This window comes from Vibrio sp. Isolate22 (assembly GCF_022398115.1).
In the GTDB taxonomy this organism is placed as follows: Bacteria; Pseudomonadota; Gammaproteobacteria; order Enterobacterales; family Vibrionaceae; genus Vibrio.
The window spans coordinates 79260-102879 of the sequence record NZ_JAKEUW010000015.1 but is presented as its reverse complement, the minus strand read 5'-3'; the positions used below and the strand labels follow the sequence as shown (position 1 = coordinate 102879).

Here is a 23620-nt window from a genome sequence, read left to right as displayed (position 1 = left end):
GTCGAGAAAAGGTAACTGCTTGGATAATGCGGTTGCTGAAAACTTTTTTGCTTTACTCAAAACAGAGATGTATCACAACCAAAGCTTTGAAGATGCAGATGCTCTGATAGAGCAAATTAAAGAATACATCGAGTACTACAATACCAAACGTATAAAAGTGAAACTAAAAGGCCTGACTCCGATAGAATATCGAACTCAGGCCTTGAAAGCCGCTTAACAGAAATGTCCAACTTTACGGGGTCACATCATCTACATGAGGTTGCTGGTTTTTTTATATAACCAACACAATCATTATCCACTCCAAAGAATTAATAGATTTATCTTTAGTTTCCATGACATAGCACCAAGTGTGATACTTGCTGCAAACTATCGAATCTCACTTGTCGAGAACCAAAGACGACTTGAGATGTTGTTATTGCTGAGCCATTCTTTGTATAAATGATGGTGAGCTTTTCCATCACAATTAAAGAGAATGACAAGGAATTCGAATGATAAAAATGTTGGTTTGTGACTTTGACGGTACACTCGATGGCGGCCCTTCTTATGGGGTTAATCAACTTTTCAATTACCTTACAGAGCAACCCGATATCCGCTTTATCATCGCGACCGGTAGAACGCTGCCTTCCATTCAAACTGGCTTAGCATCAGATAACTACCCAGAACCACACAGCATCATCAGTGATGTTGGCACAAGAATTCACCACAACCATACCCAAAAGCCTGACCATATCTGGCATGAGAAACTCGAAGCATCGTGGAATAAGTCAAAGGTAGAGTCAGCGCTAGCGCCACTCGACTTTATGGGTGAACGCTTAGAAGGCCACCAAGGTCCCCATAAGATGACCTTTGAGGGTAAGCTGTCTGAACCTCAACATGCATTAATTGAATCACAATTGGAATCCCATGGCTTAGATGTCCACCTCACCTATTCACACGACTGGTATCTGGATATCACACCAAAAGGCGTTAACAAAGCAACTGCAATTCATCACCTCCTGAAGCAACATGATTTGAGCATCGAACAGGTTTGCGTTGCCGGTGACTCAGCGAACGATACGTCTATGCTGACGATAGAGGGTGTGAACTCTATATTAGTAGCAAATCACTACCCTGAAGTGGCTCACCTATCAGTCAGAGATAACGTGTATACCAGTAAGGCGCCCCATGCAGCAGGCGTGCTGGAAGGCCTTAAATACTGGCAACAACGAGCTTCAAGTAACCGCTAATATATATCCTCGCAGCTTCCAGCTGTGCAGTTCAATCGAAGCTGGGTTCCTTGCTACTTCCAACCAGGGAGCCACGCTTGATTGTCGGTGAGGTCGCGCCAATTTATCGCTTCTTCTCGTTTCGTCATCACCGCTTCGATCAAACAGCGCACCACTTCTCCTTCGTCAAACTCGACCTCCGTAACCATAAAGTGCTTTTCCTTTTTCACCGGGCTAACGGCCGTCCACTTACTACGAAATAGTTTCTTGGGGTTGATACGGTTCATGAGCACCTCTCTCGCTTTAGTGTCGTTGATTATTCTTAGTTGTTTGAGCAGCAGAGAGTAATAGTCTCTTGCACGCAAAAAAGATCAAAATAAGCCAGCGTATCTCGCTGGCTTTGGTTTGATTATGGCTTTCGCGCTAGTCGTTAACCGTTTTTAGGCGGTACAAATGCGGTTAGTTCAAGGGCTGGGCCTGTGTATTTCTCAATCTTCACAAGTGCAGAGTTCGCGGCACAGCCGTTTGCTAAACGTGAAGTTGGGATATCCAATGTCAGGACGTTACAGCCGCCGTTCTTACAAAGACCAGTTTCTTTGTCTAGGTCAGGCCAACCACCTTCGTGGATACATACTGCGCCTTGCTTGATGCCGTCAGTCACTAATGCACCCACCAATACTTGTCCACGCTCATTGTATGCACGAACAAGGTCACCCGTTTTGATGCCACGAGCCTTCGCATCTTCTACGTTAATAGAGATAGGCTCACGATTTCCAATAGCGTATTCTTCACGAATCTTCGCGTAGTTGAATTGGCTATGCAGACGGTGCGCAGCGTGCGCTGTCATCAATTGAAGTTCATCACCTTTCGCTTTGCCAAAGAACTCTGTTGGCTCAATCCATGTTGGGTGAGCAGGACAATCAGCAAGCTTGTAGCCTTCGATCGTTTTAGAGAAGATCTCGATCTTACCACTTGGTGTGCCTAGTGGGTTCATCACTGGATCTTTGCGGAAATCAGCGTGACGAACAAATTGTGCAGCCTTCTTGTTGAACTTCATTTCAATTAGCTGGTTGTCATCCCAGAACTTACCAAACTTCGGCATACGAACACGTGCTTTCTTACCTGCCTTCTGAGCTTCATCGTAGAAGCCTTTCAGCCACGCCATCTCATCTTTGCCTTCGGTAAACACATCACGGCCGCCAGCTTTGATCAATTCAGACATATCCGCAAAAACATCAAAGTCATTGCGTGCTTCGCCTTGTGGTTCAACAACTTGCTTCATCGGCACTAGGTGCTGGTTACTGTAGTCACCTGTCATTGTCATATCGTTACGTTCAAATGACGTGGTAATTGGCAATACAATATCGGCGTGCTTCGCAGCGGCTGTCCAGTAGATCTCAGAAATAACCACTAGCTCAGGTTTTTGCCATGCTTTAATCAAACGGTTGGTGTCTTGGTGATGCGTAAAGTTACCGCCGCCCGCCCACCAGATCATTTTCACGTCTGGGAACTTTAACTCATGACCATTGTGCATGTATGTTTGACCTGGGTTTTCTAATGCTTCTGTAATACGCGCTACAGGGAAGCTGTTCACTGCACCAGATACCGCCCAGTCATTACCGGCAGAAGAACCACCGCCAATAGACGCTGAAATCGCTGGTAATACACCCGCATCACGAGTTGGGTTACCACCATTAGAGTAGTGATAAGACAGACCAAAACCACCACCAGGCAAGCCGATTTGACCTAGCATTGCCGCTAGCGTTACCACCATCCAGTGACGTTGCTCACCGTATTGTTGGCGTTGAATACCCCAACCTGCCATGAGCATAGTGCGGTTTTGGCTAAAGATATCAGCAAGTAGTTCAAGCTGTTTCGCAGGAACGCCGGTAATCGCTTCAGCCCAAGCTGGAGTCTTCTCAACACCGTCCTCTTTACCCATCAGGTACGCTTCGAATTTATCGTAGCCTGTCGTGTACTTATTTAGGAACTCGACATCGTGCTTACCCTTTTTAACCAAAGAGTGTGCAATACCCATCATCATCGCAACATCTGTCATTGGACGAGGTGCAATCCATTGAACGGCATCGCCAAAGAACTCGATTGTCTCAGAGCGCATTGGGTCAATTGCGATGATCGTCTTGCCAGATTTTTTAAGCTGGTGGAAGAACTCTAAGCCTGAGCAATCGGTTGAGCTCCAAGCAATTTTAAGCGTATTCAGCGGGTTCATACCCCAAAGTACGACAACATCAGAGCTTTCTAGTACCACTGGGTGCGTCGTTTGTTGCTCGTATACTTCAATAGAGCCCATAACGTGCGGCATGATGACTTGTGCAGCACCCGTAGAGTAGTCACCTAGGTGGCCTGAATAACCACCAGCCAAGCTCATGTAACGCTGTAATAGTGTTTGCGCTTTGTGTAACACACCACTTGAACGCCAACCGTAAGAGCCTGCAAATACTGACTCTGGACCATTTTCTTTACGAATTCGCATGTGCTGTTCATGAATAAGCTTGTAAGCTTCATCCCAAGAAACTCGAACATACTCATCATCACCACGAACGCCCGTTGGTGCTGATGGGTTGTCTAAAAAGCCTTTACGAACCATTGGGTACTTAACACGCGCTTTGGTGTGTACTTGGTCTGGACCTGTCGTTTGAAGGCTGTTTGGAACCGTTTGAGCAAGTGCGTTGGTTGTTGACACTAGCTTGCCGTCTTTTACTTCACACAGCATAGGTCCCATGCGACCTGCTGTTAGTATACCTTTACCACGCTTGTTTGCAGCCGACGCTGTCATTGGCGTTAGCGACGTAAATGCAAGCGCACCAGCTGCCATGCCCGTTCCTTTAAGGAATCCGCGACGAGTAATATCAGTCATAATTATTTCCCTTTGTTTCTTAGTGGCCAGCCACATCTTTTGCGTGGTTCTGGAAGTATTTAGTCAGTAGTTCTAGATCTTGGTCAGAAATATCAGTTCGCTCGCCCATGCCTTTTGCAACTGGGCCCCAAGCATTAACGGTGAAGTGGTTTGCACCAATTTTTGCGTGACATGTTGAGCAGTAAACATTGTCGAGCTCTTCCGCGTATTCCCAGATTGGCTCTAGTGAATCCAATACAGGTGCATCAATCGTTGCGGTTAGAACAGCTGGTCGCCATTCATTGCCGTATTCATCAGCCTCAAAATCACCAACGTTAAGGCTCGCCTGTCCTTGCTCGGAAAGCATTGCAACAATCGCTCTCTGACCATTGCCGTAGTACAGCACTTGTTCTGCACCTTTCATTTGATAAGCGTGTAGCTCAACAGTACGCTCGGTGCCTTCGACGTTTTTCACATCTAGACGTGCTGTTGGGTTAATCGTGCCAAGCTCACCAATATCGATAGTTTCAGTGGAGTAAACCACCTTAGCTTTAGGGTCTGTTTTCTCGGTGAATGCCATCAAGTTGTCGAATGCCTCGCTGTCCATTTCAGGCTCTGGTGCAAAGTGCGCGACACCCTTGTGACAATCGATACAGGTTTGGTTATTTTCTTGTCCATATTCATGCATTTTTGCCGCATCTTCCGACTGCTCATAGCTATCCATTGCGTCGAAGGTATGACAAGAACGACAAGTAGCAGAATCACTCTCACGTAATTGAGCCCACACCGTTTCAGCCATCGCCATGCGGTGCTCTTCATACTTCTCTTCTGTATCAATTTTTCCAGTCACAAACTCGTGGTAGATATCTTTTGAGGCACGAATCTTGGTGATTACGTAGTCAACTGGATCAGAAGGAATATGGCAGTCAGAGCATTCAGCACGAATACCTTTTGCATTACTGAAGTGGATTGAGCCTTCATACTCTTCGTAAGGGATTTGCATAGTGTGACAAGAAGTACAGAACTCGGTACTAGAGGTGTAATGCATAATGGCTGCAGTGCCGCCAAGCGTTAACCAACCGATACCAATGCCCACAGCGGCAATAAGAGCAATGTATCGTTTTTTAATAGACATAATTAGAAATCATCTTCAACAATTAGTAACAATTGCGAATAGAATAATACTTTAGGGTTACCCACTATTGATTCACGTCATAATTTGCCTTTATTGATAATAAAGAAAACTAACAATGAGACCTAAACACAACTGAACTATATAGATGACTACGCAATCATTTTTAATCACATTCACTACACAAATGAAATGGATTAATTTATAAAACAGAGGGAGAAGTATCGACCCCGAAATCACGCAGAAAGCAGATTAAAATCAAGATAGAAAATCACAAAGACGCTTACACTATCCGCAAATTCATGCCACCGAATGAGATATGAGCCAAACAGAATTCCAGCAAAAAATGGCGAGCTTTACCTCTATTGAACAAGCGCTCGATTACTTTGAAATTGGGTTTGATAGTAAGTTCATCGACCAAAATAGAGTCGAGCTTGTGAAACGCTTTAATGGCTATCTGATCCTGTCGAAACCTGACGATTGGTTTTCTGGAAGAAGAGCCCTGAAAAATGCCTACTGCAAGGTGCAACGCAGTAAGTTAGATCGTTATACGCGTTCGGCTTGCCGAGGCTGCACAACTTGCCAGCGTCGATAAGCATAAAGTGCTGTTAAAAAAGAGAGCTCGGAAATAGATAGTTGAAATAACATCTCATTACGATTTAGTTAGTAGTTTGCTCGAAAAAAAGTGTGCTAGTCTTACGACAACTCAACTACGAGATAACAACTACAATGAAAATTTTCAGCAATTTCGAAAGCGGCAACATTCACGTCGTTTCAGCAGATTCACCACAAAACATTCAACTGACTATCCCTGCAGACAACCAAACTGAAATCTCTCAGTGGTTCCATTTCCGTTTAGAAAGTGAAGCGCAACAAGCTCACCATTTTGAAATCGGTCAATTGGCAACGTCTGCTTATCCTGAGGGCTGGAAGGATTACGATGTAGTTGCATCGTATGACCGCGAAGAGTGGTTCCGTATCCCATCTCAGTTCGATGGTGACACACTAAGCTTTGACATCATCCCTGAGCACGACTCAATGTACTTCGCGTACTTTGCGCCATACTCATACGATCGTCACCAAGACCTTCTGCACAGCGCGCAAACGCACCCTGCATGTAAACTTGAAACACTAGGTCACACTCTAGACAACAACGACATTACTTTGCTAACCGTTGGTGAGCCAAGTGAAGAGAAGAAAAACATTTGGGTTATTGGTCGTCAACACCCTGGCGAGACAATGGCTGAATGGTTGATTGAAGGCTTGCTGCAGCGCCTACTTGACGAAACAGACACGGTAGGTCGCTCTCTTCTAGACAGCGCTGTATTCCGCGTTGTTCCGAACATGAACCCAGATGGCAGTATCCGTGGTCACCTGCGTACCAACGCAATCGGCGTGAACCTGAACCGCGAATGGCAATCACCGTCTATGGAGCGTAGCCCTGAAGTATTCCTTGTGCGTGAACGCATGTTAGAAACTGGCGTTGATATGTGTTTAGACATTCATGGCGATGAAGCGATTCCATATAACTTTGTGGCAGGTAGCGAAGGTACACCTTCTTACAATGAGCGCATTGCGAAGCTAGAGAACCACTTCAAGCAAGCACTACTCACGATTACGCCAGAGTTCCAAGACGAGTTTGGCTACGATAAAGATGAGCCAGGCAAAGCGAACATGACGGTAGGTACCAACTGGATCGGTGAGCAGTTCAAGTGCTTGGCGTACACGGTTGAGATGCCATTTAAAGATCACATCAGCCACGCTGACGAACTTTACGGTTGGTCGCCAGAACGTAGTGTTGCGTTTGGTCACGACATGCTAGCGGCGGTTTGGGCGACAGTAGACGAGCTATAAAGCAACGAGTGTCTTGGCTATCAAAACCAGGACTATAGATAGAACAAAGCCCAGCACTTGCGAAAGTGCTGGGCTTTTTAATGTTTGCCTATGATTTACGATTTATCGAGCCACCTAGCTCTAGAGGCCGTTATGCGACTCTCAAGCTCGCGAAAAAGACTGGGTATTTTTTCCTGATGTGCCTTTGCTCAGACACCATATCTTTGAAGCTTGGTCCTTGTGATAACTGAACAACCACTTCATCACCCTCTTGGCGTAACACAGCACCACTAATAGCAACACTATTGTTGCCATGTAGCCTCAAAGTACCTGCCATTGAGAAGCCACGATATACAGGGATGATATTACGCATCATAAGGCGAACACCCTTTTCAGAAATCTCACTGACATGAAAAAGCTCATCCTTAATTCGCATCACCGGACGTGCCTTATGTGGGTACTTCAAACGGTAATATTTGCGCTTCTGAATGAATGACTTTTCACTCATCTGTGACTCCCTGTCTCTGTTTATTCGCAGTAGCAATCTGGCCGATCATTCTAACTATTCGGAACTATTCGGAACTATTCGTGATTATCGAACAGCCTTTAGCCCCAGCTTGTAATTCAACTCAGATATTCATCAAATTAATGACTGATTATTATATCGACTTTGTTAGCTATTGCTTTAAGCATTTATACAGAGATAGCTGGGTTCCACATGATTCACCAAAAAGTGAGATATGAGTCGTATCGTCTTGGCCTCAATACCTCATACCGGCTCATCAAACCTACAGCTGAAACAGAGCTAACTGAATACTGAAACCGACAAATAGCACGCCACATACAATATTCATCATTTGCGAGGTACGCTTTTGAACCAATAAGCGTTTAAAGGTATCTGCCATTAAAATCACAACCAAGAACCACATTGAAACGACCATCGCCTGAATCCCGCCAAGAATCAGGCTGTCGGACACAATTGCGTCTGTAGTAACAAATTGGGGGAAGATCGATAAATAAAACAGGACGATCTTAGGGTTAAGTAGATTAGTAAGTAGTCCTTTAAAAAACTGGCTATAGAGTTTAGTCCCAGACGCGCTCACGACAGAAAGCACGCCTTCTTGAGCACGTAATGCCGCCCGAAAGTGGTTATAGCCTAACCAGAGCAGATACAAAACACCCGCCCACTTCAGCCCCTCAAATGCCATTGGCGTTTTCGACAGCAGTAGGCTGATACCATTCGCAGAAATAAAGGCGTGGAAAAAGAAGCCGCATGACACACCTAACACATTCACAAATGCGAACAGCTTCCTTTGAGTCAACGCTGTGCTTAACACAAGCAATGCATTAGGTCCTGGAATAATGGCAATAAAAAAGACAATAACAATGAACAGCCAGATACTATCCCAACTCATTTTGTTCTCATACAGTGAAGGTTTTTAGGGCAGACATTGTACGTCCAATTGATACCATTACAATATGATAAACGCTTAATTAATTCGTATGTTTAACTTACAAAATTAGCGCATATAATAAATACGTTCACCGTGAAGCAAACAAAACTGATTCTCTAACATTTCTAGCCCTGTTAGACTCCACCTCCCTTTTGATACTTGGTTCATTTATGTCATTTGCTAACCTAAACCTCAACACAAAAACCATTGCTGCTCTCCCGTCTCAATTCAATAAGCCGACTGAGATCCAACAAGCGGTCATTCCGACGATTGTTTCAGGAAGAGATGTGCTTGCATTGGCTCAAACAGGTAGCGGGAAAACATTGGCATTTGGGTTACCTTTGCTCAATAACATCGACCAAGGTTCGAATAAACTGCAAGCGCTTGTCATCGTTCCAACACGCGAGCTAGCGTCTCAAGTGACTGAGTCTTTACAACTGATTGCAACGGCCCTGAGTATCAAAACGGTAACGCTCACGGGCGGTGCCAATGCAAATGAGCAACAGCAGCAACTGTCAACCGCACCTCAGCTCGCCATCGCTACGCCTGGGCGCCTGCTTGCACTCATCAAGAGTGGTGAATTAGAGTTAGCTCAATGCACATCATTAGTTTTAGATGAAGCCGATCGATTGATCGACATGGGCTTTTGGCCAGATATTCAAGCGATCACCGCAGCTCTGCCAACTAAGCGCCAATCACTGTTATTCTCTGCAACGCTTCCACCTGAGTTAGTCAACCAAGCTGAAACGCTTTTATCGAACCCAGAGAAGATTACAACTCATAAAGAAAACAGCGTTGTAGAAACTATTGAAGAGACACTGTATCTGGTAAACAAAGGCAGTAAAGCTCAAGCATTGATTGCCCTGCTCAATCAGAACCCGTGGCCACAAGTACTAGTGTTTATTGGCGCGAAAGACAACGCAGACGCACTCACTAAGCGATTAAACAAAGCCAAAATCAGCGTGAGCGCACTACATGGCAACAAGAGCCAAGAAGAACGAGCACAAGCGTTAGATAGCTTTAAAAATGGTGATACCCGTGTTCTTATCGCGACCGATGTGATGGCTCGTGGCATCCATATTGATCAGCTACCTATTGTGATTAACTTTGAGTTGCCACCTCATTCAGCAACTTATGTACACCGTGTTGGAAGAACGGCAAGAGCAGGAAGTACTGGTTGTGCAATCTCGCTGGTTAGCCACAGTGAAACTGACTACCTGACTGCCATTCGCACTTTAACCAACAAAGCACTGCCGCTACAGTCATTGGAAGGCTTCCCAGTCACCGACAAACCAGCATCAGAAACAACGACTCGTAAACGCCCACCAAAAGACAAAATGGCAAACCGCAGAACGGCTAAAAAGAAGAGCGTAAAACAGTTTAAGAGCAAACCGAATAGCTCTAGATCCCACAGCTCAAAATCCAACAGCGCCAAGCCAACGAGATCAAAGTAGAGCGAGAGCAAAGATTCAGCGTTTGTCCCTGTTAATTCCCAAACTCAACGACAATCATTTTGATTAAATTCAGCCCAGAGTTTTCTGGGCTTTTTTTCGCTTCAACCACCGACTTTCAGATGCTAAATATGACACTAATGCTATTCACTAGATGACATTTTTGTGAATTACGAAGGCAAGGTATTGATTCTTGGTTGCTCAAAAAAAATACTTTCTGATCACGTTGACGCCCCTATATCTGGCAACTAGATTTTTCTATTAGTGTCTAAAACCAGGAGGTCATTGAAATGAAACGTGCTAGCTCTACATATCGATTACAACTGATTAAGGAAGTGGCAACTCGCCGAGATCGTCAACGTTCTAATGACCCGATGGCAAACTACATTCAAACTCTAATCGACAACAAAGATGACTGTGATACTTCAGTTGAACGTAACCAAAGATTCAGTGGAAACCATTTTGATGAGCACATTGGTGGCTGGGTTAGCGATCATTGGGGTAGTAAATAAAACCAAGAAAAACCACCAGCTTTGCTGCTGTAGAATTAATCTCCGCATTAACCTATCATCTGCAACAACTTCCAATCATTGAGTAAGCAGAAAGTGTCTGAGTTAAAAAGAGAAAAAGAAGTGATGGTTGCCTTCCAAGTGATCCCTCGCGTTAAAGAAGGCAACAACTTCGAAGTGGTCGATAAAGCAATTGAAGTCGTGAAAGAAGCCGGTATTCCCTTTCAAGTCGGTGCGATGGAAACGACCATGAAAGGCGAACTCAATCAATTACTCGATATCATCAAAAATGCTGAGCAGGCTTGTTACGATGCTGGTGCCGTAGAGGTCATCACAAACATAAAGATTCACAGCAAAACCACCGCTGCCGATGATACATTTTGCACGTATCATCGTGGTGTGACGAAAGCGAATCATATGTTTGTGTAAGAAGTCTATGTTAAAGAATGACTCTAATTAATAAGTGATGTTATTGAAAAGGCATATCGGAAAGGTGAGAGAGTATCTCCATGCGCTCTTCTTCTGACATGGTATGCCAGTCACGCGCGCTTTCCTCAGGGTCATCTTTCGCCCCTAATCGCTTTCTATCCAAAGCTTTAACTGGTTTCTTGTTGAGTTTTACGTCCTTTTTATTCATACCGACACCACTCCTCTGGTACAAAGGTACCTATCTTAATATTACACCCCAACCATTATGTAAAGTAATAGTTACTGCGGAGTTAAATAAAATCTTAATACTTCCTCTTTAGCCGAAAAGATCTCTTTGGGGACTTGTACTTCCCTCTTCTTCTACCGGCTGACCAACCAAGTTGTTTTGCTTCATTATTTTTCTTCTGTAACGCTGACGACACAGCTTGATGACGTGTAATTGCTCTGCGGGAGTCATCGACATCCAATTAAAACGTTCATCTCTTTTTCTCATACACCCATTGCAATAACCTTTGTCATCGCTAGAGCAAACCCCAACGCAAGGGCTTGGAACTTGGAAAAACTCTAACTGCTCCACCACGCCTCCTTACACATCCAAAATTACGCTTACTATCTCAAAAATAAGCGATTAATTTGTCGCCACGCCTACGAAATCCATACTAAACTATGACCTTATACTGACACATATAGTGTTTTGTAAACTATACTTTTAAGCCATCAAGTTACAGATTTTCGGTAACTTCGTTTTTTCCTTTGGAGCCATATAATATGAAGTTTAGTTCAAAAAAATTACTAGCAGTAGCCGCTTTACCTATGATGCTAGCAGCATGCACAACAACAGGTGATAACGCGATGCAAGTAACACCAACCGATCTACAGCACCATAATTGGGAACTTGCGCAAATTGATGGCAAGGACATTGAGAAAAGCGAACACCAAGCGACACCTCGTCTAGAAATCGGTGAAAAGATGACTGCAAACGGCGTAGCTGGTTGTAACAACTTCTTTGGCCAAGGCGAGCTGAAAGACGGTCAATTCCGCATCAAGCAAATGGGCATGACTATGAAAATGTGTCACGGCTCAGCGATGGAAATCGAGCAATCAGTTTCTGCTACTCTAAGCGAGTGGAGCGACGTAACCCTAACAAAAGATACGCTAGTACTTAAAAACGATGTACACACGCTAACGTACACAATTCGTGACTGGGTAAACTAATCTGTCATCGACATCAAATACCGAAAAGGAGCCTTCATGGCTCCTTTTTTATTGCCTGCTTCAAAGTTCAATCTACTCAAAATGACTCTTCACACCAACTTTTCGTGCCAAGCTCCGATAAATCATAAAAAAACCTCATTTAGATGCAATTAATTCACAGCTTTAACGGTCTGTTGCTAGGATGGCAAAAGCCCAAAGTCTGTTGAGTTACATAAATAACTGCACATTGAACAAAACTCAACCGAGAACTTCCGGCGTCTTCTCAAGTAATTGATTGAATTTACTGTTGAATTAGAATTTATTTGAGAAACAGATAGAATAACTGTTAGGGAGTTCGAAAACACAATGCTCTTGCCCGTTCACTACCAAATGGAAAAGTTTATGAACAAGATAGTAAGTACGTTAGGAATCATGGCAACCGTTGCCTACAGCGCAACCATTTATGCTGATGAAGCAACATCCACCGATAGCTGGAATCAAATAGAACAGCAGGCAGAAGGACAAACTGTCTACTTTCACGCTTGGGGCGGAAGCCAAGAGATCAACCGTTACCTACAATGGGCAGGCAAGAAGTTACAAAGTGACTATGGCGTAACGTTAAAACATGTAAAAGTCACAGATATCGCTGAAACAGCGACTCGCCTACTTGCGGAGAAAGCCGCAGGTAAGAATAGCAAAGGCAGTGTCGATATCGTTTGGATCAACGGCGAGAACTTCCGTTCGATGAAAGACAACAAACTGTTGTTTGGCCCATTCACAGAATCCCTTCCTAACTGGAAGTACGTCGATAAGTCTTTACCGATTGATGTCGATTTTTCTGAGCCAACGGAAGGTTTAGAAGCACCTTGGGGCGTTGGGCAATTGGTGTTTATCCACGACCCAAAAACACTGCACAATCCACCACAATCGTTTTCAGAGATGTTGAGCTACGCTCAGGCATTCCCTAACCGCTTAAGCTACCCTCGCCCACCAGAATTTCATGGCACTAGCTTTATTAAGTCTTTACTGATTGAGCTAACCAACAATAGCCCAGAACTCGCTAAGCCTGCTTCAGAAGAGAACTTCCAAGCGATCACTGCACCACTATGGGCTTATTTAGATAAATTCCACAAAGTTGCATGGCGCGGTGGTAAACAATTCCCGGCGGGCACATCAGAAAGTATTCAGCTTTTGGATGACGGACAACTCGACCTCGCGATTACGTTCAACCCAAACTCTGTATATTCAGCCCAATCAAGTGGCCGTTTAGCAGAAACAACCAAAGCCTATGCGATGGAAAACGGTGCTTTATCTAACATCCACTTCCTTGCGATCCCTTGGAATGCGAATGCTACCGCTGGCGCACAAGTGACCATCAACTTCTTGTTAAGCCCAGAAGCACAATCGCGCAAAGGTGACCTGAATGTTTGGGGTGACCCTTCAGTATTGAGCAGCAAGTACCTAACAGGTAGCGCTAAGAATACTCAGCAATTTAAATCGATTGATGAACCACACCCAAGTTGGCAAAACGCACTCGAGAAAGAGTGGCTAAAACGATACGGTAACTAAGCTCGATGCTACGTGCTCTATATTTTGTCGTTATAGTGGTATGCATTATCCCAACAATTCCTGGGGTAGTGGGAGTAGTGGCTTCGTCACTGAGTTATATCCCGCCCCTAGGGTTGATGGAGCCCTCTCTCAACGGTTTTAGCCAAGTATTCCAATGGGAAGGCGCTTGGCACTCGATTGGTTTGAGTCTTTGCTCTGCGATTGCGAGCAGCTACATCGCGTGCTTTCTTACCTTTTGTATTCTCCAAGCTTCGTGGGGAAAACGATTCTGGAGAAAGATCGAACTGACCCTTTCACCTATGTTGGCTATTCCCCATGTGGCTTTCGCCATTGGCTTTGCTTTTCTATTTAGCCCGACAGGTCTCGGAGCGAGAGCTGTACATCATTTGCTGGGTGAATCCGCATCCAGTTCCGAACTAGCGCTGCTCGTAAAAGATCCGTATGCATTTGGCTTGATCATTATGTTGGCACTCAAAGAAGTACCTTTCTTATTGCTGATGAGCATATCGATACTTCAGCAAATTGATGTAGAGCGTATTACTAAAGTGAGTGCTTCATTGGGTTATAGTCGCTCGCAGATATGGTGGAAGTGCATTTTTCCACAATGGTTCACCAAGCTTCGCTTCCCAATGTTGGCGGTGCTCGCCTACAGCGTATCAGTTGTCGATATTGCACTAATCATTGGTCCAACTAACCCGCCTACTTTTGCCGTTTTGGTATGGCAATGGTTCAACGATCCCGATCTGAACCTACTACCAAGAGCTGCGGCTGGCGCGATTGTTTTGTTCGGATTAGCGTCCTTGATCATCGCCTTAGCCCGCTTCATTGAATGGGCTGTGTTGAAGTTCTATAGAACTTGGCAATATTCGGGGCGAACAGGCGTTAAACTACCAGGAAAAACCGTATTCACAGGTTTAGCAGCACTATCACTCGCAATCATTCCTTTGATGATGATTTGGAGCGTGGCTCAACGTTGGCGCTTCCCTGACTTACTTCCGAGTCGCTACAGCATGCGCTTTTGGGAATTTGAATGGGATGGCATCATGAGTACCGTTGGTCAGAGCTTATGGATTGGTCTGATCGCAGCTTCAGTTGCGCTGGTCCTTGCACTGATTGCTCATGAGTACCGAATCAAATACAAATGGCAAGTGCCTGGTTTTGTTATCGCGATTCCGATGTTGATCCCGCAGCTATCGGTATTATTCGGTATGCAAGTCACCACGCTGTATGTAGGAAGCAACGCCTATGAATTCTGGGTGATTTGGGCACACGTATTCTTCGCCTTCCCATTTGTCTATTTATCTTTAGATGGACCATGGAAAAGCTTCAACGATGGGCTCATTAAAGCATCACTCAGCTTGGGTAAATCACCATTTCAAAGCTGGTACTCCATCAAACTGCCTATATTGTTACCAGCGATTGCCTTTGCGTGGGCCGTTGGTATCAGCGTGAGTTTGGCTCAATACTTACCAACATTGATGCTAGGTGCAGGGCGTATTGGCACCATCACGACAGAAGCTGTCGCCCTAACGAGCGGTTTCGACCGTAGAGTGACCGCAATTTATGCCATTTGGCAGGCCTTGTTGCCTCTATTCTTCTTCTCTTTTGCGATATTAGTCAGCCGACTTCAACTCAGATATCGCCGTCTTACTTTCAAAGGTTTCTTAAGTAATGAGTCTGTACCTCAACGACCTCGCCATCCGTAAAACCGATGGCGACTCGCTGTTTTCAGCGCTAAATGTAACATTAGAATCAGGCCAGATACTGGCATTGATGGGACCGAGCGGTTGCGGTAAATCCACCTTATTGGATGCCATCGCCGGCCACTTAAATGAAGAGTTCTCGTACTCTGGAAGTGTAGTTTTGAATGACATTCATCTGGATGAGATCCCATCACATCAACGTGAGGTCGGTATTCTTTTTCAAGATGATCTATTGTTCCCTCACCTAAAAGTATGGGAAAACTTGGCATTCTCACTACCAAATTCGATTAAAGGCTCTGCTCGCCAACAGCAAGCTATGGCAGCGTTAAAAGACATTGAACTGACACACTTAGCAGAGTCTTTTCCTGACCAGATTTCTGGTGGTCAACGAGCAAGAATCAGTTTAACTCGTATGTTACTGGCGAAGCCTAAATTGGCTCTACTTGATGAACCGTTCAGTAAGTTAGACCAAGAGCTCAGAGCACAATTTCGAGACTGGGTCTTTGAACAATTAACCAAAGCCAATATCCCAACCCTGATGGTGACGCACGACGAAGCAGATGTGCCTCAAGGGGCTCAAGTACTCTCTTGGCCATGGAGAAGTAACCATGCTGGATAAGTACTCTATAAAGGTCATCAAATGGCCATTAAACCAGTCTGCCAAAGTACTGAATCGAGTCGGTATTACCGCTAATCAAACCACCCTATTCGGTTTCTTGGTCGGCTGTTTAGCGTTTCCGGCGTTAGCGTTTGAGCAATATGAGTGGGCGTTAAGTTTCATCATTTTCAACAGAGTTTGTGATGGGCTTGATGGCACCTTAGCTCGAATCCAAGGTATCAGTGATGCGGGCGGCTTCCTCGATATCAGTTTAGATTTCCTTTTCTATTCACTGATCCCTTTGGGGTTTGTGATTGCCAATCCAGAACACAACGCCATTGCCGGCGCATTTTTGATATTCTCTTTTATCGGTACAGGCAGTAGCTTTTTGGCGTTTGCAGTCATGGCGGGCAAACGAGGCATCGAGAATCCAGTGTACAAGCACAAATCGCTCTACTACATGTCTGGTCTAACCGAAGGGACAGAGACCATCGCCTGTTTCATTGCCTTTTGTATTTGGCCACAACACTTTGCTGTTATCGCCTATACCTTTGGTGCTGCGTGTTGGCTCACCACATTTATGCGTATCTATTTTGGGTTCCAAACTCTTAAGTCTCAGCAAGAGAGTTAGCGGTCTAACGACACAAACAAGATACAAAAATGCCACTCAATATGAGTGGCGTTTTCTTTTCTAATGCTGACGTTAAATTAAGCGTCAGCAGGCGTGTTAATTCTAAATCTCAGTACTTTAAGGCTTGAATCAAGGTCAACATCCACAAACTCAGGTGGGTTGTCTAGGCGTTCAATAAACTCAACGCTTGGCGCTTCCTCTGCCATCGTTTCGATAAGGAAGTTAGGTGATACTGCTGGTGAGTTCACACACGCGATCACTTCACCGCCTTCCGTTAGAAGCTCTGGCAAACGACGTAAGATCTTTTTGTAGTCTTTAGTTAGGGCGAAGCTGCCTTTTTGGAACGAAGGTGGGTCGATGATCACCAACTCATAAGGACCACCCTTCTTGATTTTGCCCCACGACTTAAAGATATCGTAACCAAGGAAGTTCACCGAACGCATGTCGTGGTCATTCAAACGGTGATTATCGCGGCCTTTGTTTAGCGAGCCACGTGACATATCAACGTTCAAACATTGACGAGCGCCACCCGCAATTGCAGCCACAGAGAAGCCACAAGTGTACGCGAACAAATTAAGTACGTTCTTACCCTTGGCATTGTCTTGCACCCATTGACGGCCATTACGCATGTCTAGGAACAGACCAAAGTTCTGGTTACGGCCAATGTCTAACTGATACTTAAGACCATGCTCAACAACCACTGGAGAGTCGTTCAGCTCACCCCATAGTACTTCCGAAGGTGCGCCGTCAGCATAACGGTGTTGAAGCACGATGCTGGTACCTTGCTTGCTTTGCCAAATATCTTTGTTGGTCAGCGCTAACAAACCGTCTTTAAGCGATAACAAAAACGCGTCATCAACCTCTTTAAACACGTTCACCAATAATTGGCCATCGACCCAATCACATGTGATCTGTTCTAGGCCAGGCCAAAACTTACCACGGCCATGAAAAATACGACGTAGCTCGTTAGGTACTTCGTTTAGCTGTTGTTCGATATGTTCAAAAAATACCGGTAAAGCAGATGCTTCCATTATTTCACTCACTTAGTGTTTAGCTTTGGCCACGCCAGTGACCAAGGTTCAAGCCAACCGTCCAAACCATTAGATACGGTTTCTTGGTGCCACTTCTCGCCTAAAGAGTCTAGGCTCCTTGGGTCACAGACAAATTGGTAGGCTTGTGATTGATAAGTAAATCGAATCGCGAAGGCGTGCAGATAACCTCTGTCGGCCTCACTCGATGGATTATAAATTGGGTCACCAACGATAGCTGAGCCTATCGACTTCATCGCCACGCGGATCTGGTGCGTACGCCCTGTATAGGGTTTGCATAAAAGAAGTCGCTCACCAGGTTCGGCCGCTGCTGATAGAAATTGAGTTATCGCTGGGTTTTCTTTGGTTGTTAAGAGTTTCCAGCTAGAGCGTCGAGACCGCTCCATATCCCCAGAAATCAAACCCTGTTTTTTCTTCGGTTTCTTAGAGCCAATCGCCAAGTAGTACTTCTCCACTTCGCGCTTAGCAAATAACTGTGAAAGCTCACTAGCTGCCAATGAACTCTTGGCTAATAACAGAATGCCTGAAGTCATTTTATCGAGACGATGAACGAGATACAGCTTAGGCTCATTGATTGCCTTAGCCACTTCTTGAAGCAGCATGGTATCGCCATCGTCTTTGTGGACACTGACTCCAGGATGCTTATTGATGAGTAAAAAATCAGAGTGATTGAGAAGAATATCGAACATGTAAAGGCTAGCTCCGTTATAGAAGGTGGAGTATACCGTGTCTGAATACAGATTCCAGCCACGAAAAAGCCCAACTCACTCAATAAAGATTGAATCGTTGGGCTTGTTTCTCGTTGTCTGCATTTAAGGGTAGGTTTGACCCCCTATCAATAGAAACTAAGCGAGCTTGAACTTACCGACCAAGACTTCTAGCTCCGCAACTTTACCGTTCAAACCTGAAGTATTTTCTGAGCTACGCGTTGCCAGCTGCAAGGATTGCTCGGAGATATCGCTGATTGCCGTAATGTCTGCAGCAATTTCTTTGGTCACAGCGGTCTGCTCTTCTGCTGCGGTCGCAATTGAGTTAACCATACTTTGTACGTTACCTGCACCGCTTACAATCGCTTCTAGAGCAGAAACAGCACCAGAACTTTGCTCAACACCAATCTCGACCAAGCGGCAGTTATCTTGGGTATAAGTCACCGCTTCTTGAGTACCAGACTGAATCGATTGAATGATGCCAGACACTTCTTGTGTCGCTTTGGTTGTTCTCTCAGCTAGCGCTCGCACTTCATCGGCAACCACAGCAAAACCACGGCCAAATTCGCCCGCACGTGCCGCCTCAATCGCCGCATTCAGAGCCAATAGGTTAGTTTGCTCAGCAATGTCTTCGATAACTTTGATAACGCTACCAATCTGCTCACCATGAGAGCCCAAAGTATTCATTTGCAGTGACATATCACTCATTTGAGTCGACACCTGTTGAATACTCACCACCATTTCGACAATCACATTACGCCCATCTTCTGCAGACGTTTCAGAGCGTCGCGCCTCTTCATAAGTAGACGTGCCCTGCTGCGCCACTTCTGAAATGGTCAAGCTTAACTCTTCAGCAGCCGTCGCAATCAAGTTCGCTTTGTCAGCTTGAGCAGAAGCACCCGTGACGATGTCTTGGCTAATAGAAGATAGTTCGCCCGTAACAGATTGAACTTCGTGCGTCACAGAAGAGATCGAGCCGAGTAAGTCCACTAACGACTTCTGCATCTGGTTAATCGAGCCAGCAAGATCAGCAAGTTCATCACCAGACTCATCGGTAATATCACCCGCTGTTAAATCACCATTTGCCACGCGGCGTGCTACTTGTTCAACGCGAGTCAGGCGATTAGTGATAGAACTCGACAACATATACGCAATCACACAACCAAAGACGATAGCAATCGCAGACAACACCATGATAGTGCGTTCAATAGTAGTAAATGTATCGGTGAGTATCAGTAGCGACTGCTCGGTATCCGCTCGCTCACTTGCAGATGCTTGATCCAGTAAGTTTTCAATGGGTATCAAGTTAGTCTCGTATAGAGAACGCAGCTGCTGAATGTTGACTAATAGCTCAGACTGATCATTGATCTTAGGCACAAGCTTAGATTCAAACTCTTGGGTGAAGCGTCCCATTAGCTTTTCAATACGCAGAATACGGCGATGATCTTCAGAGCCTCTGCTTTCCAAACGTTTTGCCTGTTCAATAGCCTGAGCGAACTCACTCTTATTAGAGCGATAGTCATTCAGTGCATTATCAACCTGAGTAATTGCACCCAGCGCATCTCGGTATACATCACCCGCTTCATCAATCAGTACCAAGTAGGTAACGGTCCCTGGAACATCGTCCATTCTAATTTCATCTGCGCTTTTGTGGGCATCAATGACTTCAAACCAGACGATGGTAACTAAGGTAACAAGCACCGCCAAAATTGAGCCAAACCCAGCATAAAGCTTTTTTCTTACAGATAATTTCACACAACACCTACCTAAATAAACGACGGCTTATACAGCCTTAACATTTATATATCGTCTACCAGACGGATAACTTTAGTGAATACCATTAATTATTTTTTATCGATTATTAAGTTACAGGCATAAAAAAACGGGAGCAATTGCTCCCGTTTTTTCGTTATTTACTTAGCTTGCGATTAAAGCTTCTTGGAGATAAGCGCAGAGCCAGCGATAATACCAATACCTAGTAGCATGATTGCACCTTTACCGCTGTCGAAGCCAGAAGAGATACCCATGAACGCAACGATTGCGATAGCTACTGGGATGATGTACTTAACTAGTGCGTACCATAGGCCGAATAGTGGGAAAGATACTTCACCGTCGTTAGTGATTTCTTTCTCTAGGTCTGCACGGTTTAGTCTCCAACCAGCGAAGATACATACCAACATACCGCCAACAGCTAGGAAGATCTTATCTGTTAGTAGATCGAAGATATCAAATGCACCCGTGTCGAATAGTGTTGGACCAACGCCGCCTAGAGATAGAGAAGCGAAGATACATAGTGCAGCCATTACAACACTTGCAGACAGTACTGCAGTTACACGCTTCATGCCTTTCTCGTCTATTAGGTAAGAAACCACAACCTCTAGTAGAGAAACAGAAGATGTTAGAGCTGCAACACTTAGACCGATGAAGAACATAAGTGCGAATAGAAGACCAATCACGCCGCCCATTTCAGCAAATAGCTGTGGAACAACAACGAATACTAGACCAGGACCTGCTGCTGGTTCCATACCGAATGCGAACATCGCTGGGAACATTGCAACACCAGCTAGGATAGCAACACCTGTATCCATTGCTGTAACCATAGCGGTAGTTTGAACTAGGTTTTCTTTCTTCTTAAGGTAAGAACCGTAAGTCAACATACAACCCATACCTAGAGATAGTGAGAAGAATGCTTGACCAAGTGCAGCTAGAATTACGTTGCTGTCTACCTTAGAGAAGTCAGGGCTGAATAGGAACTCAAGACCTGCCATAGAACCTGGAAGAGTCAGACCTTTGATCGATACCACGATAAGGATCAGGAATAGCAGTGGCATTAGAACCTTACCCGCTTTCTCGATACCGCCCGAGATACCTTTCATAACGATAACAACGTTAAGAAGTAGGTATAGACCCATCCACATTAGTGGTTGAACTGGGTTAGAGATGAAACCACCGAAGCTGTCACCGATTGCTTCAGGTGCGTCTAGAAGACCACCAGCAATCTTACCGATGTATGCGATAGACCAGCCACCTACTACAGGGTAGAAACCCATGATAAGTAGACCACTTACTACGCCAATAACACCAGCGAACGTCCAACGACGGTCAGTTGATTTAAATGCACCTACTGCTGATTTTTGCGTATGACGGCCAATAGCAAATTCAGTCAGCATTACACTGAAACCGATGAAAATTACAAAAAACAGGTAAATTGCAACGAATGCACCACCGCCACTCTCGCCTGCTGTGTATGGGAATTTCCAAATGTTACCTAAGCCAACAGCAGAACCTGCTGCAGCCATTACGAATCCTAACTTCGAACCCCAGGTATCACGGGGTGTTGTGGTTGTATTACTAGTAGCCACGTTTACTCCAAAATTTGTGTTGTGTGATGTTGTGTTTTGCTTTGGGTGGCGTCTTTAAAAGATAAGGTGTACAAACGGCTTTACACACCTAGAAGATTTGATTGACGCTCTTTGTATAGCAAGTAAACCAGTTTAAGAATAAAATTGGAAGTCCGAACCGTACATATTTCGTTACCAATGTAAATTTTTATGGTTAAATGCCGCCTTTTCATACAAAACAATCGTTTTCGTCTTAAGTTAACCAAAACTTAACAACTATAACCTGTTTACAGCTTTTGCTCTAATTTGTAAATAGTTGATTCCTTAAATTCCCATATCCACAAAATAGCATTACTATCTAAGTGTCTCTTTTTTCGAGTATTCAATGTGGAAAAGCTCTACCATTTTTTAACTTTAGCCTCTGTCGCTTTGTACTGGGTCCTTGTAGCCGGTGTAACACTGCGTGTTGTACTAAAACGACGCTCTGTCAGCGTTTCTCTCGCCTGGCTTATGGTTATCTACATTATCCCAATTGTAGGTGTGGCTTGTTACTTCCTTTTTGGTGAACTGAACCTTGGTAGAAAAAGGGCTGAGCGCGCACATCGCATGTTTACTCCCTTCGGAGATTGGTTCCGTCAATTGAACGATTGCCAACTTCACCAACCAGGGAAAGTCGGCTCCCCTATCCATAAGATTGACGAGCTTTGTAACAATCGAATGGGCATTCCTGCGCTCAGTGGAAACACTCTATCTCTGCAATCTTCACCAAACGAGATCCTACACGCAATTATCGAAGATATAGAAAATGCCCAAACCAGTATTAAGATGGTTTTCTATATTTGGCACCCAGGCGGCCTAACAGATTCAGTGGCCTCTGCTCTGATTCGCGCAGCAAAACGTGGCGTAGATGTTAAAGTCTTGCTCGACTCAGCGGGTAGCCCGCGCTTTTTCAAAAGCCATTGGCTGCCAATGATGGAAGATGCCGGTGTGCAGGTTGTACAAGCTCTGGAAGTAAGCCCTTGGCGTATTTTCTTGCGACGCCTTGATCTCAGGCAGCACCGTAAGATCATCGTGATTGATGAGACTATTGCCTACACAGGCTCGATGAATATGGTCGACCCCGCTCATTTCAAACAGAGCTCAGGAGTTGGTCAGTGGATCGATGTCATGGTCCGTGTGACAGGTCCAACCGTTAACGTGCTCTCTGCAATCCATGGTTGGGACTGGGAAGTAGAAACCGGAGATCGCATTCTGCCTGAACTGCCTGAATGTTCTGTAGAAGAAGCGGTGACGCATCATCCCGTACAAGTTGTGCCATCGGGTCCAGGCATGCCGGAGTATTTAATCCTGCAGGTTCTGACTATTGCGATTAATCAGGCTAACCATACCGTGCGTATTACGACCCCTTACTTTGTACCGAGTGCGGACTTATTAGAAACACTTAAGATGACTGCTCAACGCGGTGTCAACGTAGAACTCGTCATTCCGCATAACAATGATTCGTTGATGGTGAAATGGGCCTCTCGCGCTTTTTATACCGAATTACTCGAAGCCGGAGTTAAAATCTACGAGTTCTATGGTGGCCTTCTTCATACCAAGTCGGTAGTCATCGATGAAGAGTTTTGCTTGATTGGAACGGTCAATATCGACATGCGAAGTTTATGGCTCAACTTTGAAGTGACGCTAGCGGTGGATGATGTGCATTTCACTCAGAACCTCTCTGAGCTGCAGAAATCTTACATCGATTCATCCCACTCTGTTGAATTAGAACAATGGGAGCAAAGAAGTTTACGCAACCGCTTCTTTGAAAGACTGTTCTACCTGTTTAATCCTCTTCTGTAATAGCTCACTGTTTCCCCGTCGCTCATTTTTGATCTTTCACTCTTTACTGAGTGAAAGATTAAAAATCGTAAGAAAAGCGTAAAAATCCCCGCTCCGCTCTTGCTTTGAACACTCTT

At 44.8% G+C, this 23620-nt stretch carries 24 protein-coding genes; 13 read left to right on the top strand and 11 right to left on the bottom strand.

The window, feature by feature from the left end; translation table 11 throughout:
• Together L1D55_RS10985 and L1D55_RS10980 are read left to right on the top strand one after the other, a co-directional pair.
• A partial coding sequence (locus L1D55_RS10985) for an IS3 family transposase (RefSeq protein ID WP_152966870.1) occupies positions 1-217 on the top strand: 217 nt, incomplete at its 5' end.
• Between the two features lie 271 nt (positions 218-488).
• The gene (locus L1D55_RS10980; protein WP_239917444.1) at positions 489-1226 is read left to right on the top strand and encodes an HAD-IIB family hydrolase; all 738 of its coding nucleotides are present in this window, start codon (positions 489-491) and stop codon (positions 1224-1226) included.
• A gap of 53 nt (positions 1227-1279) precedes the next feature.
• On the opposite strand, the gene L1D55_RS10975 is transcribed toward L1D55_RS10980, so the two are convergent.
• The 3 genes from L1D55_RS10975 to L1D55_RS10965 form a co-directional block, all read right to left on the bottom strand.
• Positions 1280-1492 (bottom strand): TIGR02450 family Trp-rich protein, encoded by a 213-nt coding sequence (locus L1D55_RS10975; RefSeq protein ID WP_102423016.1) that lies wholly within the window; start codon positions 1490-1492, stop codon positions 1280-1282.
• Positions 1493-1635: 143 nt separating this feature from the next.
• Positions 1636-4083, bottom strand: a complete 2448-nt coding sequence (locus L1D55_RS10970) for a trimethylamine-N-oxide reductase 2 (RefSeq protein WP_239917443.1) — start codon at positions 4081-4083, stop codon at positions 1636-1638.
• Positions 4084-4102: 19 nt separating this feature from the next.
• Positions 4103-5197: a NapC/NirT family cytochrome c gene (locus L1D55_RS10965; RefSeq protein ID WP_239917442.1), complete on the bottom strand. Its 1095-nt coding sequence runs from the start codon at positions 5195-5197 to the stop codon at positions 4103-4105.
• 316 nt (positions 5198-5513) lie between these two features.
• Between L1D55_RS10965 and L1D55_RS10960 the strand changes: the two genes are divergently transcribed.
• On the top strand, positions 5514-5789 hold the full coding sequence (locus L1D55_RS10960; protein ID WP_105024663.1) for a nitrogenase-stabilizing/protective protein NifW: 276 nt from the start codon (positions 5514-5516) through the stop codon (positions 5787-5789).
• Positions 5790-5923: 134 nt separating this feature from the next.
• On the top strand, positions 5924-7048 hold the full coding sequence (locus L1D55_RS10955) for a M14-type cytosolic carboxypeptidase (RefSeq protein WP_239917441.1): 1125 nt from the start codon (positions 5924-5926) through the stop codon (positions 7046-7048).
• Between the two features lie 130 nt (positions 7049-7178).
• Here the strand turns inward: L1D55_RS10955 and L1D55_RS10950 are convergent, their stop codons facing one another.
• Positions 7179-7535, bottom strand: coding sequence for a PilZ domain-containing protein (locus L1D55_RS10950; protein WP_239917440.1), 357 nt, complete (start codon positions 7533-7535; stop codon positions 7179-7181).
• A gap of 280 nt (positions 7536-7815) precedes the next feature.
• Positions 7816-8442: a LysE family translocator gene (locus L1D55_RS10945; RefSeq protein WP_239917439.1), complete on the bottom strand. Its 627-nt coding sequence runs from the start codon at positions 8440-8442 to the stop codon at positions 7816-7818.
• Positions 8443-8651: 209 nt separating this feature from the next.
• Here L1D55_RS10945 and L1D55_RS10940 point away from each other — a divergent pair, with 209 nt between their 5' ends.
• The 3 genes from L1D55_RS10940 (at position 8652) to L1D55_RS10930 (ending at position 10870) form a co-directional block, all read left to right on the top strand.
• Positions 8652-9935, top strand: coding sequence for a DEAD/DEAH box helicase (locus L1D55_RS10940; RefSeq protein ID WP_239917438.1), 1284 nt, complete (start codon positions 8652-8654; stop codon positions 9933-9935).
• Between the two features lie 287 nt (positions 9936-10222).
• Complete coding sequence (locus tag L1D55_RS10935) at positions 10223-10444, top strand: hypothetical protein (RefSeq protein WP_004742106.1); 222 nt, start codon at positions 10223-10225, stop codon at positions 10442-10444.
• A 123-nt stretch (positions 10445-10567) separates the two neighbouring features.
• Complete coding sequence (locus L1D55_RS10930) at positions 10568-10870, top strand: thiamine-binding protein (RefSeq protein WP_032554455.1); 303 nt, start codon at positions 10568-10570, stop codon at positions 10868-10870.
• 40 nt (positions 10871-10910) lie between these two features.
• Here L1D55_RS10930 and L1D55_RS10925 read toward each other — a convergent pair whose 3' ends face one another.
• Together L1D55_RS10925 and L1D55_RS10920 are read right to left on the bottom strand one after the other, a co-directional pair.
• Entirely contained in the window at positions 10911-11078 is a 168-nt protein-coding gene (locus tag L1D55_RS10925) for a hypothetical protein (protein ID WP_004742101.1), read from the bottom strand.
• Positions 11079-11186: 108 nt separating this feature from the next.
• Positions 11187-11450 carry a DUF1289 domain-containing protein gene (locus L1D55_RS10920; RefSeq protein ID WP_171368276.1) on the bottom strand — a complete coding sequence of 88 codons (264 nt, stop codon included), beginning with the start codon at positions 11448-11450 and terminating at the stop codon, positions 11187-11189.
• Positions 11451-11638: 188 nt separating this feature from the next.
• Between L1D55_RS10920 and L1D55_RS10915 the strand changes: the two genes are divergently transcribed.
• From L1D55_RS10915 to L1D55_RS10895, 5 genes are all read left to right on the top strand, one after another.
• Positions 11639-12085, top strand: a complete 447-nt coding sequence (locus L1D55_RS10915) for an META domain-containing protein (protein ID WP_102422912.1) — start codon at positions 11639-11641, stop codon at positions 12083-12085.
• Positions 12086-12466: 381 nt separating this feature from the next.
• The gene (locus tag L1D55_RS10910) at positions 12467-13633 is read left to right on the top strand and encodes an ABC transporter substrate-binding protein (protein WP_239917437.1); all 1167 of its coding nucleotides are present in this window, start codon (positions 12467-12469) and stop codon (positions 13631-13633) included.
• 5 nt (positions 13634-13638) lie between these two features.
• Positions 13639-15339: a thiamine ABC transporter permease gene (locus tag L1D55_RS10905; protein WP_239917436.1), complete on the top strand. Its 1701-nt coding sequence runs from the start codon at positions 13639-13641 to the stop codon at positions 15337-15339.
• Positions 15305-15955: an ATP-binding cassette domain-containing protein gene (locus L1D55_RS10900; RefSeq protein ID WP_239917435.1), complete on the top strand. Its 651-nt coding sequence runs from the start codon at positions 15305-15307 to the stop codon at positions 15953-15955. Before L1D55_RS10905 ends, L1D55_RS10900 begins: the two co-directional genes overlap by 35 nt.
• Positions 15945-16565, top strand: a complete 621-nt coding sequence (locus L1D55_RS10895; protein ID WP_239917434.1) for a CDP-alcohol phosphatidyltransferase family protein — start codon at positions 15945-15947, stop codon at positions 16563-16565. The genes L1D55_RS10900 and L1D55_RS10895 overlap by 11 nt, the downstream gene beginning before the upstream one ends.
• Before the next feature lie 77 nt (positions 16566-16642).
• On the opposite strand, the gene L1D55_RS10890 is transcribed toward L1D55_RS10895, so the two are convergent.
• The 4 genes from L1D55_RS10890 to L1D55_RS10875 form a co-directional block, all read right to left on the bottom strand.
• Complete coding sequence (locus L1D55_RS10890) at positions 16643-17596, bottom strand: class I SAM-dependent methyltransferase (RefSeq protein WP_239917433.1); 954 nt, start codon at positions 17594-17596, stop codon at positions 16643-16645.
• An 8-nt stretch (positions 17597-17604) separates the two neighbouring features.
• Entirely contained in the window at positions 17605-18303 is a 699-nt protein-coding gene (locus L1D55_RS10885; RefSeq protein WP_239917432.1) for a TIGR01621 family pseudouridine synthase, read from the bottom strand.
• Between the two features lie 156 nt (positions 18304-18459).
• Complete coding sequence (locus L1D55_RS10880) at positions 18460-20076, bottom strand: methyl-accepting chemotaxis protein (RefSeq protein WP_239917431.1); 1617 nt, start codon at positions 20074-20076, stop codon at positions 18460-18462.
• Between the two features lie 173 nt (positions 20077-20249).
• Positions 20250-21683 (bottom strand): sodium-dependent transporter, encoded by a 1434-nt coding sequence (locus L1D55_RS10875; protein ID WP_080566587.1) that lies wholly within the window; start codon positions 21681-21683, stop codon positions 20250-20252.
• Positions 21684-22049: 366 nt separating this feature from the next.
• Here L1D55_RS10875 and cls point away from each other — a divergent pair, with 366 nt between their 5' ends.
• Positions 22050-23504, top strand: coding sequence for a cardiolipin synthase (gene cls / locus L1D55_RS10870; RefSeq protein ID WP_186170844.1), 1455 nt, complete (start codon positions 22050-22052; stop codon positions 23502-23504).
• Positions 23505-23620: the final 116 nt, after the last annotated feature.

Coding starts and splice junctions, on each gene's coding strand:
- L1D55_RS10935 (WP_004742106.1), top strand. CDS start 10,223: ATGAAACGTGCTAGCTCTACATATCGATTACAACTGATTAAGGAAGTG.
- L1D55_RS10980 (WP_239917444.1), top strand. CDS start 489: ATGATAAAAATGTTGGTTTGTGACTTTGACGGTACACTCGATGGCGGC.
- L1D55_RS10960 (WP_105024663.1), top strand. CDS start 5,514: ATGAGCCAAACAGAATTCCAGCAAAAAATGGCGAGCTTTACCTCTATT.
- L1D55_RS10910 (WP_239917437.1), top strand. CDS start 12,467: ATGAACAAGATAGTAAGTACGTTAGGAATCATGGCAACCGTTGCCTAC.
- L1D55_RS10950 (WP_239917440.1), bottom strand. CDS start 7,535: ATGAGTGAAAAGTCATTCATTCAGAAGCGCAAATATTACCGTTTGAAG.
- L1D55_RS10930 (WP_032554455.1), top strand. CDS start 10,568: ATGGTTGCCTTCCAAGTGATCCCTCGCGTTAAAGAAGGCAACAACTTC.
- L1D55_RS10900 (WP_239917435.1), top strand. CDS start 15,305: ATGAGTCTGTACCTCAACGACCTCGCCATCCGTAAAACCGATGGCGAC.
- L1D55_RS10940 (WP_239917438.1), top strand. CDS start 8,652: ATGTCATTTGCTAACCTAAACCTCAACACAAAAACCATTGCTGCTCTC.
- L1D55_RS10925 (WP_004742101.1), bottom strand. CDS start 11,078: ATGAATAAAAAGGACGTAAAACTCAACAAGAAACCAGTTAAAGCTTTG.
- L1D55_RS10970 (WP_239917443.1), bottom strand. CDS start 4,083: ATGACTGATATTACTCGTCGCGGATTCCTTAAAGGAACGGGCATGGCA.
- L1D55_RS10955 (WP_239917441.1), top strand. CDS start 5,924: ATGAAAATTTTCAGCAATTTCGAAAGCGGCAACATTCACGTCGTTTCA.
- L1D55_RS10885 (WP_239917432.1), bottom strand. CDS start 18,303: ATGTTCGATATTCTTCTCAATCACTCTGATTTTTTACTCATCAATAAG.
- L1D55_RS10905 (WP_239917436.1), top strand. CDS start 13,639: ATGCTACGTGCTCTATATTTTGTCGTTATAGTGGTATGCATTATCCCA.
- L1D55_RS10945 (WP_239917439.1), bottom strand. CDS start 8,442: ATGAGTTGGGATAGTATCTGGCTGTTCATTGTTATTGTCTTTTTTATT.
- L1D55_RS10975 (WP_102423016.1), bottom strand. CDS start 1,492: ATGAACCGTATCAACCCCAAGAAACTATTTCGTAGTAAGTGGACGGCC.
- L1D55_RS10965 (WP_239917442.1), bottom strand. CDS start 5,197: ATGTCTATTAAAAAACGATACATTGCTCTTATTGCCGCTGTGGGCATT.
- L1D55_RS10915 (WP_102422912.1), top strand. CDS start 11,639: ATGAAGTTTAGTTCAAAAAAATTACTAGCAGTAGCCGCTTTACCTATG.
- L1D55_RS10890 (WP_239917433.1), bottom strand. CDS start 17,596: ATGGAAGCATCTGCTTTACCGGTATTTTTTGAACATATCGAACAACAG.
- L1D55_RS10895 (WP_239917434.1), top strand. CDS start 15,945: ATGCTGGATAAGTACTCTATAAAGGTCATCAAATGGCCATTAAACCAG.